This is a genomic window from Rhodococcus rhodnii NBRC 100604 (assembly GCF_001894925.1).
GTDB lineage: Bacteria > Actinomycetota > Actinomycetes > Mycobacteriales > Mycobacteriaceae > Rhodococcus_F > Rhodococcus_F rhodnii.
This window is the reverse complement of the sequence record NZ_BCXD01000014.1, coordinates 122,533-133,001: the sequence shown is the minus strand read 5'-3', so window position 1 is coordinate 133,001 and position 10,469 is coordinate 122,533. Positions and strand designations below refer to the sequence as shown.

Sequence of the window (10,469 nt, the reverse complement as noted above, 5' to 3'; positions counted from 1 at the left end):
TCTTTCGGATGCATACAGGGTCAACGGGTCAACGGTGAGGCGATACCCTCACTTACACAGTCACATTCGGTCACACTTGGCGACTTCCGGGTCGCTCGGCGCCCGATCCGTAGGTCGCGGGTTCGATCCCCGCCCGCCCCACCACTCACGCGCGCGGTGGCAATCCGCGCGCGCCGCGCGTGCTCACGGCGCACACTCGAACCGTGACCAGCAGCGAGGCGACCGAACGGTGGGTGCTGCACGTCGATCTCGACGAGTTCATCGCGGCCGTCGAGCGGCTGCGGCATCCGGAGCTGCGAGGCAGGCCGATCGTCGTCGGCGGACGCGGCGACACCACCGAGCGCGCCGTCGTGTCCACCGCGTCGTACGAGGCGCGCGAGTACGGCGTCGGGTCGGGAATGCCGCTGCGCATCGCCGCACGCAAACTGAAGAACGTGCCCGAGGCCGTCTTCCTGCCCGTCGACCAGGAGGCGTACTCGACGGCGTCGGAATCCGTGATGGCGACGCTGCGCACCTTCGACGCCGTCGTCGAGGTGATCGGCTGGGACGAAGCATTTCTCGGCGTGATCACCGACGACCCCGAACGGCTCGCGCAGCGCATCCGCGCCGCGATCCTGCGCGAGACCCACCTGCACTCGTCGGTGGGCATCGGCGACAACAAGCTCCGCGCCAAGATCGCGACGGGCTTCGGCAAACCCCGTGGGGTGTCCAGGCTGACGGCGCACGAATGGTTCGCCGTCATGGGCGAGCGCCCGACCGACGCACTGTGGGGGATCGGCACGCGCACCGCGAAACGGCTTGCCCGGCACGGCATCCACACCGTCCAGGAACTCGCAGACGCACCGGACGACGTCCTCGCCGGCGAGTTCGGCCCGAAGGTGGGTCCATGGATCGGTGAGATCGGGCGCGGCGTCGACACCTCACCGGTGTCGGCCCAGCCGTGGATCGCCCGCTCGCACAGCCGCGAGACGACGTATCAGCGCAACCTCGTCACCCGCGACGAGATCGACGATGCCGTGCGCACTCTCGCAGGACGTGTCGCCGAGGACATTCGCGCCGAGGACAGGCCTGGCGTGCGGGTCGCGCTCAAGGTGCGCTATGCGCCCTTCGAGACCCACACGCACAGTGCGCCGCTCGCCGAACCGACGCTCGATCCGATCACGCTCGCCGCCGCCGCGGTCGCGCTCACGGACCGACTCGATCACACGCGTGAGGTGCGGCTGCTGGGGGTGCGCATCGAGATGACACCGCCATGAGGTGAGTCATGCCGTGACGACGACACCCTCGCGCAGCAACCGGCGGATCAGCACCAGGGCGTCGTGTTCGTCGAGACCCGGAAGCGCTGCGGGAGTCAGCGTCTCGCCCGACATCACGGCGCGCACGGCGTCGTCGCACGACACGGGAAGGGAGAGCGTCGCGGTCGGCAGCCGCAGCGTCGTCCGGTCGCCGCGCCGCTCGACCCGCGGGTGCAGCCCCGCCCGCACGCGCACCGCGGTGTCCGGGCCGAGCGCCGCGATGGCGTCGACCGTCGCGAGGGGACGAACCGGTTCGGGTCGCGTGAGGTCCACGAACCGCGCGGCGAGCGATGCGCTGCCGCTCGCGACGACCCCGTCGGGCCGATCGATGCCCTCGGTCTGTTCGTGCAGCAGCTTTCCCATCGTCTGCGCGACGTCGCGGACGATCGGTTCGAGGGCCACGGGATCGGCGGTGTCCAGACCCATCGGCAGCGACGCCCGCAGCTCGGCGCGGTCGCCGAGCGCGGTGAGCAGCGCTCGCACGACGTCGAGCTGCGTGAATGCGGACACGCCGACCGTCAGATGCACGGACGTCTCGCCGAGCGAGCGAGCCGAATGGATCCAGCCGCGTGGCAGATAGAGCGCGTCGCCCGGCGCCAGCACGGCGTCGATCGCCGCGGGTTCGGCGGCACGCGCCTCGACGGCAGCGCGGTGATCGGTCCACGGCTGATCCGCCAGCGGATCGGGATGCACCGGATCGTGCACCAGCCAGTGCTTGCGCCCCGACACCTGCAACACGAAGACGTCGTGCACGTCGTAGTGCGGATCGAAGCCGCGGTTGTCGGGCGGCGTGATGTAGGCGTTCGTCTGCACCGGATGCCCGAGTTCGACGGCGAGGCCGCCGACGAACGCGATGATCGGTGGCCACAGCCGGTGCAGTCCCTGTAGCACGATCGTCGCGCCCGAGGCGAACTGAGCGAGCACACCCGACGAGTCGATCTGGTCTGCCATCTCGGCACCGAAACCGCCCGTGCGCGTGAAACACGCGCGGTCGACGAGCCGGCCCTCCCGGGCCATGCGCAGAAACGGGGTGCGCACGCCCCGTTCGGCTACGAGCTCGTCGACCGCCTGGGGCGAGAGCAGATCGGTGAAGTCCCGCGGCAACTCGGCCGCGGGACTGTGCAGCGGGCGCCGCCCCCAGTGTTCACGCGCGAATCGCTCCGGCGACGGGGCGACGCACCGCTCGATCATGCGGGGCCGTCGGCCCCGCCGTCGTGACCCTCGGGATTCGATCCGCCGTCGGCAGGTCCTTCTTCGGGCGCGGCCGGTCCGTCGGCCCCGCCGTCGTGACCACCCGGGTTCGAGCCGCCGTCCGCCGGGCCCTCGTCCGACGACGCGGGGCCGTCGGCACCGCCGTCGTGGCCGCCCGGGTTCGAGCCGCCGTCCGCCGGGCCTTCACCGCCGGGTCCGGACGTGGTGATGTCGTCGTCCTCGAGTGCCATCGTGCGCCCTCTCGTCAGCGGACGCCGGGTGCGTCCGTCCGAGTGGGCATGCCTCGTCGCGCCGAGATTCAAACATCGCGCCCCGATTCGACCATCAGGAGCCGCGGCGGTCCCATTCGATCGCGGGACACGTGTCCATCACCATCGCGACGCCGGCACCCGTCGTCCGGGCGAACGCGTCCTCGTCGATCACGCCGAGCTGGAACCAGACGCCCTTCGCGCCCGCCCGGACGGCCTCGTCCGCGAACGGGCCCGCGGACTCGGAACGACGGAAGACGTCGACGACGTCGATCGGGAACGGGACGTCGGCCAGCGACGCGTAGCCCTGCGCCCCCAGCACGGTGGGTGCGGACGGGTGGATCGGCACGATCGTCTTGCCGCGCTCCTGGAGCAGTGCGGCGATCCGGTACGCCGTCTTGGACGGATCACCGGACAATCCGACGATCGCCCAGGTGTCGAGGTCGTCGAGCATGAGTGCCACGGCCGAAGGGTCCTGCCACGACGTGGTGGAAGCGGTCTCGGAATCGGTCATGGTCCCGACGGTACGCGGTCGCGGGGACACCCGACCGCCCTCGTAGGGTGGACGCGTGCGCAGCCTCGAACTCCTCGCCGACTGGCCCGTCGACCACGTCGCGGCCGCGATCGTCGCGCCCGACGGAACGATCGCCCAGACGGGCGACGTCGACCGCGTCTTCGACCTCGCGTCCGTCACCAAACTGCTCGTCGCCTACGGCGTGCTCGTCGCTGTGGAGGAAGGCGCCGTCGAACTCGACGACGCCGCGGGGCCGTCCGGCTCGACCGTCCGGCATCTGCTGGCGCATGCGTCCGGCCTCGCGTTCGGCGAGCGCCGCGAGCAGGCCGAGCCCGGGCGCAAGCGCATCTACTCGTCCGCCGGATACGAGGTGCTCGCCGACACCGTCACGGCAGCGACGGACATCGCGTTCCCCGAGTACCTGACCGAGGCCGTGTTCACGCCGCTGGGCATGGCGAGCGCGTCGCTGCCGGGCTCCGCGGGCCACGGCGGACGTGCGTCGGTGCGAGACCTGCTCGCGTTCGTCGGCGACGTCCGCGCACCGGCACTGCTCGCGGCCGAGGCCGTCGCGGAGGCGACGAGCGTGCAGTTCCCCGGGCTCGACGGCATCGTCCCCGGGTACGGAACGCACAAGCCGAACGACTGGGGGCTCGGCTTCGAGATCCGCGGCGAGAAGTCGCCGCACTGGACGGGCGGGGAGAACTCGCCGCGCACCGTCGGGCACTTCGGGCAGGCGGGCACGTTCGTGTGGCTCGATCCGGTCGCGGAGGTCGCGGCGATCGTTCTCACCGATCGCGCCTTCGGGGACTGGGCGAAACCGCTGTGGCCGGCGTTCTCGGACGCCGTGCTCCGCGACGTGACGTGACACGTTCACCACGAGTTCCACAGAATCACTGGCACAACAGCCGTCACACCGGCAGACTGTGACCCGGTGCCGTTGCATGCACGTTCGCGAGGTCCACGTTCGAGAGGTCGTTGGGGAAGACGTCCCTCGTCGAACAAGTTGGAGGTTCTCGTGCACGCATCACGCCAGTTCGCGGACACCGCTGCCGGTGTGGTCTACGTCCACGCCGCAGCACCTGCGTTGTGCCCTCACGTGGAGTGGGCGCTCGCCGGAGTCCTCGACAGCCCACCCAATCTCAAGTGGACCGCGCAGCCCGCGGCCCACGGTGTGCTGCGGGCTACGGCGGACTGGCGCGGCCCCGTCGGCACCGCATCCCGACTCGTGCGCGCTCTCGCGCCGTGGCCGATGCTGCGCTACGAGGTGACCGAGGACCCCACCGAGGGCGTCGACGGCGTTCGGTTCAGCTACGTGCCCGACCTCGGACTGTGGCAGGGGACGACGAGTGCGTGCGGCGACGTCGTCCTGGGAGAGATGCGCTTGCGGGCGCTGCTCGCGCAGGGCGGCGACGTCGCCACCGCGATTCGTGACGGACTCGGCGAGCAGTGGGATGACGCGCTCGAGCCCTACCGCAGCGGCGGCGAGGGTGCCGAGGTGACGTGGCTGCGGCGTGACGTGGGCTGATCGCTCGTGAGTGACTTTCCGGTGTGGGGGCCGGAAACTCACGCACGAGCGCGGAGCGCCTACAGCGGAATGTTCGTGTGCGCGCCGCGCCGCGGCGGCGCTGCGGCGAGGGCTGCGGCCACCGTGCTGCGGGTGCGTGCCGGATCGATCTCCTCGTCGACGACGCCGATCTCGATCGCGCGGTCCACACCGCCCGCGGCCAGTGCGTGCTCCTCGGCGAGCCGGTCGTGCAGCGCATCGCGCTCGTCGTCGGGCGCTGCGGCGAGCGCACGCCGGTGCAGGATGCCGACCGCGGCCTTCGCGCCCATCACGGCGACCTCGGCGTCCGGCCACGCGTAGACGGCCGTCGCGCCGAGCGCACGCGAGTTCATCGCGATGTAGGCGCCGCCGTAGATCTTGCGGGTCACGACGGTGACGCGGGGGACGGTCGCCTCCGCGAACGCGTGCAGCAGCTTCGCGCCGCGCCGGACGACGCCCTCCCACTCCATGCTGACGCCGGGCAGATAGCCGGGGACGTCGACGAGCACGACCAGCGGGACGCCGAACGCGTCGGCCATGCGTACGAAGCGCGCCGCCTTCTCCGCGCTCTCGGAGTTCAGGCATCCGCCGAGGTGGAGCGGGTTGTTCGCGATGACGCCGACGGTGCGGCCCGCGAGCCGGCCGAAGCCCGTCACGATGCTGCGCGCGTACCCGCCCTGTAGTTCCTCGAAGCTCGAATGGCCCTCGACGTTGTCGAGCAGTTCGTCGACGATGGGATGGACGTCGTACGCGCGACGCGGCGACGCGGGCAGCAGCGCACGCAGATCGGTGTCGCCGTGTTCGGCCGCGCCGAGGTCGAAGCGGCCCTGCTCGCACAGCATCGACACGAGCCGGCGCGCACGGTGCACGGCGTCGGACTCGTCGCGCGCCGCGATGTGGGCGACGCCCGACTTCGTGTAGTGGGTCCTGGGGCCACCGAGGGTGTCCATGTCGACCTGCTCGCCCGTCACGGACTGCACGACGTCCGGACCGGTGACGAAGACGCGCCCCTCGGGCGCCATGATGACGACGTCGGTCAACGCCGGACCGTACGCCGCGCCGCCCGCGGCGAAGCCGAGGACGACGGAGATCTGGGGGATGCGCCCGGATGCGCGGACCATCGCCTCGAAGACGCGGCCCACCGCGTGGAGGGCCTCGACGCCCTCGGCGAGCCGTGCGCCGCCGGAGTGCCACAGGCCGACGATCGGGGCGTCGTTGTCGAGTGCGTGGTCGATCGCGGCGACGACGTGGCGGCATCCGTCGATGCCCATCGCGCCGCCCATGACGGTCGCGTCCGAGGCGTACGCGACGGTGAGAACGCCGTCGATCGTTCCGGTGGCGGCGAGCATGCCGGACCGGTCTCGTTCGTGGAGCAGCCGTGTCGTTCCCGGATCGAACAACCGCTCGAGTCTGGCGAGCGGATCGCGGGGATCGGTCTCCGACGCTGTGCGGGCTTCCGGTGCGAGGACAGTCATGGCGTTCTCCTCTGGTGTCTGCAGGCGGTGCGATCGCGGTGACGACCGCGCCCCGGGGGTCCGGGGGAGCGGGTCGTCACCGCGATCACGAGTGCCTCGCGGACTCAGGCCCGGCCGAAGGCGAGTGCCACGTTGTGGCCGCCGAAACCGAACGAGTTGTTGAGAGCGAACTCGTAGTCGCCGGAACGCGCTGCGCCCGCGACGACGTCGAGATCGATGTCGGGGTCCTGATTCTCGAGGTTGAGCGTCGGCGGGATGACGCCGTCGCGCAGAGCCAGGACCGTCAGCACGGCTTCGAGAGCGCCGACGGCGCCGATCGAGTGGCCGAGTGCCGACTTCGGTGCGTAGATCGCGGGGTGGGTTCCCACCGCCGCCGCGATGGCCTTCGCTTCCGCGATGTCGCCGATGGGCGTCGCGGTCGCGTGGGCGTTGACGTGCGAGATGTCGGCCTTCGTCAGGCCGGCGGTCTCGATCGCCCTGGTCATCGCACGCGCCGCTCCGGTGCCCTCCGGGTCGGGCGCCACGATGTGGTACCCGTCGGAGGTGATGCCGGCTCCGAGGAGCCGGCCGTGGATCGTCGCGCCGCGCGCCTTCGCATGCTCCTCGGTCTCGAGGACCATGAGCGCACCCGCTTCACCGAAGACGAAGCCGTCGCGATCCTTGTCGAACGGACGCGACGCGGCCTTCGGGTCGTCGTTGCGGGTCGAGAGCGCACGCATCATCGAGAAGCTCGCGATCGGCACGGCGTCGAGGAATCCTTCGACACCGCCCGTCACGATGATGTCCGCGTCGCCCATCGCCAGCATGCGGTAGGCGTGCGCGATGGCCTCCGAGCCCGACGAACACGCCGAGACGGGGGTGATGACCCCACCGCGCGCACCGAGCTCGAGCCCGACGGTTGCGGACGGGCCGTTCGGCATGACCATCTGCACGGAGAACGGCGAGACCTTGCGGTATCCACCGGTCTTCATCTTGTCGACGGCGTCGATGAGGGCCTCACCGCCACCGAGGCCCGTGCCGATGCCGACGGCGAGCCGATCGCGATCGACCTCGGGGCTGCCGGCGTCGGACCACACCTGGCGGCTCAGGACCAGCGCGAGCCGCTCCACGAAGCTCATCCGGCGCAGCTCGACACGCGAGAGCGACTCGTCGGGGGAGACCTTCAGGTGTCCACCGATGCTGACGGGAAGCTCGTACTCCGTGACGAAGTCGTCGTGGAGGGTGTCGATTCCGCTCTCGCCTGCGAGCAGAGCCTTCCACGTGCCATCCACGTCACCCGCGACCGACGTCGACGCCGCGAGGCTGGTGACGACGATGTTCGGGAAAGAACGGTTTGCGGACGTCACGTACGACTCACTCGTCGTTCTTGTCGGCGTCGAGCTTGGCCTTGACCGCCTCGGCCTGCTCGCCGTTCTCGGCCTCGAGCTTCTGGATGTACGAGACGGCGTCGCCGACCGTGCGCAGACCCGCGAGGTCCTCGTCGGGGATCTTCACGCCGTACTTGTCCTCGGTCTGGACGGCGATCTCGACCATCGACAGCGAGTCGATGTCGAGGTCGTCGACGAAGGACTTCTCGACGGTCACCTCGGAGGGTTCGATGCCGGTGACCTCCTCGATGATCTGTCCGAGCTCGGCGACGATTTCTTCCTGGGTGAGTGCCACGGGGGTGGCTCCCTTCTCGTGATGATGGTGCGGGTTGCAGAGCAGCCCGTCGCCGGACGGCTCGCTGCGGAGGACGGCGACGTGCCGTCCCGCATGTCTTGTTGTCGCGCGAAGGTGCGCGCGCAGAATCTAGCCGGTGGGTGCCGGCTCGGCGATGCCCGCGACGTCGACGGGGGTCTTGACGGCGAGGGCGGGCGTTCCGCGCATCTCGCGCTTCGCGATTCCGACGAGCGTGCCGGCGGGCGGCAGTTCGACGAGCTTCGTGACGGCGGTGTCGCGAAGCGTCGCGGTGCAGAGGTCCCACCGCACGGGGCGGGTGACCTGGGCCGCGAGCTTGGTGAGGGCGTCCGCGCCGGACGTCACGGGCGCGCCGTCGGAGTTCGACAGCAGCGTGCGGGTCGGTTCCCCGGGCACGATGCGCGAGGCCGCCTCGGAGACGGCGTCCTGTGCGGGCGCCATGAACCGCGTGTGGAAGGCGCCGGCGACGGGAAGCGCGCGCACGCGCGCCTTCTCGGGCGGATTCGCGGCGAGTTCGTCGAGGGCCGTACGCAGGCCCGCTGCCACGATCTGGCCTGCGGCGTTGCGGTTCGCGGGTTCGAGTCCGAGCTCGTCGAGCCGCGCGAGGACGGTCGCTTCGTCGCCGCCGAGGACGGCGGACATGCCGGTCGGTTCGAGCGCGCAGGCCTTGGCCATCTCGGCGCCGCGCAGAGCGGCGAGTGCGACGGCGTCGTCGGCCGACAGGACACCTGCGACGACGGCGGCGGCGAGTTCGCCGACGGAATGGCCCGCGGCGATCGCATCGGCAGGCACGAGGCCCTGCTCGTCGGCGTTCTCGAACGCGAGGAGCGCGGCGGCGACGACGAGAGGCTGGGTCACCGCGGTGTCGGTGATCTCCTCCGCGGTCGCGGTGGTGCCGAGCCGGACGAGGTCGAGGCCCGCGGCCTTGGACCACACCGCCAGACGGTCGGCGGCACCGGGCAACTCGATCCATTCGGAGAGCATGCCGGGAGTCTGTGAGCCCTGTCCGGGGGCGAGCAACGCAATCACCACTCAAGGGAACACCCCGACAACCCTTGCTACAGATGTTGTCGGCAATGAAAGGTCGCGGCTCTGTTTGTGGGATTCCCACAAAATGGCACGTCGCCGAGCCGCATCGTTCGTGCTGCGTTCCGCGTTACATTCCGATCGGTCCGATTTGCGCGAATGTGAAACCAGTGGCGGGTGTGACGGGCGCGCGCAGTTCGTTACGTGACTGTGTCAGCCGTTCGAGCGTCATGGCGATGCGCAAGACGTAGGCGTCGCGAGCGAGCATCGGATCCAGAGATGTGAGCTCGGCTATCCGTTTCAGTCGATATCTCACAGTGTTGGGATGCACGAACAGGGTGCGAGCACACGCCTCGACGGCCCCGCCGCTGTCCAGATACGCGTCGAGCGTGTCGACGAGCGAGGTGCCCGCGTCGAGCAGTGGCCGCACCAGATCGGTCCCCAGCGTCCGGATCGCGACGTCGTCGCCCAGCAGCGCGCGTTCGGGCAGCAGTTCGTCGGAGAACACCGGACGCGGAGCGCCCCGCCAGCCGGCGACGGCGTGCACCGCGACGAGTGCCTCGGTCGCGCTCGCGTGCGCCGCACCGAGCCCCAGCACGGTCGGCCCGAAGACGACGGGCTCGTCCGAGAACAGCGCCAGCAACGCCGTCACGAACTCCGAGCGCCGGGTGCCCGCGCCGTTGCCGTCGTGGAGATCGCCGCTCACGATGACGACGAGCCGGGGGCCCTGCACGACGGCGAGCGCGGCGCGCCGGTGCCGTCGGGCGACGTCGTGCACGCGGGCGACGACACCGATCCGATCGCCCGACGGCGGCATCCCCACGACGACCGTAGCGGGGGCCGTCGCGTCCCAGTTCAGCGTCGCGGCACGCGAGAGCATGTCGGAGCCGGTGTCGCCGCGCACGACGGCGTCGACGACGAGCGCCTCGAGCCGGGTGTCCCACGCACCGCGCGACTCGGCGGCGCTCGCGTACACCGCGGCCGCGGCGAATCCGAGCTCGCGGCCGTACCGCAGGATCGCCTCCGTCAGGGCGGTGAGCTGCGCGTCGTTGCGGGCCAGCGCGGGCAGCCACTGCTCGAAGAACTCCATCGCGACCCGGATCATGTCGACGGTCTGCCGCAATGTGAGCCGGCTCGCGAGATCCTGCGAGATGATCTGGAAGGTGTCGAGGCCGAACCGGATGTCGGTGTCGGAGTCCTCGAGCCAGTCGAGGAAGTTGATGACCGACGTCTGCACGACCGACTGCACGTTCGCGCGCTGCGCGGCGTCGAGATCGTCGAAGAAGTCGAGCCGCTCGCCCATCGTCTTGACGGCCTCGGTGGCGAGCCGGCCCGAGACCTGCTTGACGCGACGCAGCAGTGCGTCGGGGAGCGGTTCGCGGGCGCTGCGCGTCCACGGGCGCCCGTGATCCTGGGCGGCCCGTCCTCGGTCGGACCTTCCCTCGTCGGCCATGCCTAGAAACTACCCGTGCGTCG

At 70.7% G+C, this 10,469-nt stretch carries 11 protein-coding genes; 3 read left to right on the top strand and 8 right to left on the bottom strand.

Features of this window, described 5'->3' with window-relative positions; all coding sequences use genetic code 11:
• Positions 1–203: 203 nt before the first annotated feature.
• A complete protein-coding gene (locus RR1_RS12535) occupies positions 204–1,256 on the top strand; it encodes a DNA polymerase IV (RefSeq protein WP_010838665.1) in 1,053 nt (350 codons plus the stop codon).
• Between the two features lie 6 nt (positions 1,257–1,262).
• On the opposite strand, the gene RR1_RS12530 is transcribed toward RR1_RS12535, so the two are convergent.
• From RR1_RS12530 to RR1_RS12520, 3 genes are all read right to left on the bottom strand, one after another.
• Positions 1,263–2,486, bottom strand: coding sequence for a cupin domain-containing protein (locus tag RR1_RS12530; protein ID WP_010838664.1), 1,224 nt, complete (start codon positions 2,484–2,486; stop codon positions 1,263–1,265).
• A complete protein-coding gene (locus RR1_RS12525) occupies positions 2,483–2,737 on the bottom strand; it encodes a hypothetical protein (RefSeq protein WP_010838663.1) in 255 nt (84 codons plus the stop codon). Before RR1_RS12525 ends, RR1_RS12530 begins: the two co-directional genes overlap by 4 nt.
• Positions 2,738–2,831: 94 nt before the next feature.
• Positions 2,832–3,269 carry a CoA-binding protein gene (locus RR1_RS12520; RefSeq protein ID WP_010838662.1) on the bottom strand — a complete coding sequence of 146 codons (438 nt, stop codon included), beginning with the start codon at positions 3,267–3,269 and terminating at the stop codon, positions 2,832–2,834.
• Between the two features lie 55 nt (positions 3,270–3,324).
• Between RR1_RS12520 and RR1_RS12515 the strand changes: the two genes are divergently transcribed.
• Both RR1_RS12515 and RR1_RS12510 read left to right on the top strand, forming a co-directional pair.
• On the top strand, positions 3,325–4,134 hold the full coding sequence (locus RR1_RS12515; protein WP_010838661.1) for a serine hydrolase domain-containing protein: 810 nt from the start codon (positions 3,325–3,327) through the stop codon (positions 4,132–4,134).
• Between the two features lie 150 nt (positions 4,135–4,284).
• Entirely contained in the window at positions 4,285–4,794 is a 510-nt protein-coding gene (locus tag RR1_RS12510) for a DUF3145 domain-containing protein (RefSeq protein ID WP_010838659.1), read from the top strand.
• Between the two features lie 59 nt (positions 4,795–4,853).
• On the opposite strand, the gene RR1_RS12505 is transcribed toward RR1_RS12510, so the two are convergent.
• The 5 genes from RR1_RS12505 to RR1_RS12485 all read right to left on the bottom strand — a co-directional run bounded on the left by RR1_RS12505 (position 4,854) and on the right by RR1_RS12485 (position 10,446).
• Entirely contained in the window at positions 4,854–6,287 is a 1,434-nt protein-coding gene (locus tag RR1_RS12505; protein ID WP_010838658.1) for an acyl-CoA carboxylase subunit beta, read from the bottom strand.
• 104 nt (positions 6,288–6,391) lie between these two features.
• Positions 6,392–7,633: a KasA/KasB family beta-ketoacyl-ACP synthase gene (locus RR1_RS12500; RefSeq protein ID WP_010838657.1), complete on the bottom strand. Its 1,242-nt coding sequence runs from the start codon at positions 7,631–7,633 to the stop codon at positions 6,392–6,394.
• Positions 7,634–7,640: 7 nt separating this feature from the next.
• Positions 7,641–7,949 carry a meromycolate extension acyl carrier protein AcpM gene (gene acpM / locus RR1_RS12495; RefSeq protein ID WP_010838656.1) on the bottom strand — a complete coding sequence of 103 codons (309 nt, stop codon included), beginning with the start codon at positions 7,947–7,949 and terminating at the stop codon, positions 7,641–7,643.
• 129 nt (positions 7,950–8,078) lie between these two features.
• On the bottom strand, positions 8,079–8,996 hold the full coding sequence (locus RR1_RS12490; RefSeq protein WP_040773655.1) for an ACP S-malonyltransferase: 918 nt from the start codon (positions 8,994–8,996) through the stop codon (positions 8,079–8,081).
• A 127-nt stretch (positions 8,997–9,123) separates the two neighbouring features.
• Positions 9,124–10,446 carry a PucR family transcriptional regulator gene (locus RR1_RS12485; protein WP_010838654.1) on the bottom strand — a complete coding sequence of 441 codons (1,323 nt, stop codon included), beginning with the start codon at positions 10,444–10,446 and terminating at the stop codon, positions 9,124–9,126.
• Positions 10,447–10,469: the final 23 nt, after the last annotated feature.

Bases quoted from the DNA above. Each gene is read 5' to 3' on its own strand.
- RR1_RS12530 (WP_010838664.1), bottom strand. From the start codon at position 2,486: ATGATCGAGCGGTGCGTCGCCCCGTCGCCGGAGCGATTCGCGCGTGAA.
- RR1_RS12525 (WP_010838663.1), bottom strand. From the start codon at position 2,737: ATGGCACTCGAGGACGACGACATCACCACGTCCGGACCCGGCGGTGAA.
- RR1_RS12520 (WP_010838662.1), bottom strand. From the start codon at position 3,269: ATGACCGATTCCGAGACCGCTTCCACCACGTCGTGGCAGGACCCTTCG.
- RR1_RS12505 (WP_010838658.1), bottom strand. From the start codon at position 6,287: ATGACTGTCCTCGCACCGGAAGCCCGCACAGCGTCGGAGACCGATCCC.
- RR1_RS12485 (WP_010838654.1), bottom strand. From the start codon at position 10,446: ATGGCCGACGAGGGAAGGTCCGACCGAGGACGGGCCGCCCAGGATCAC.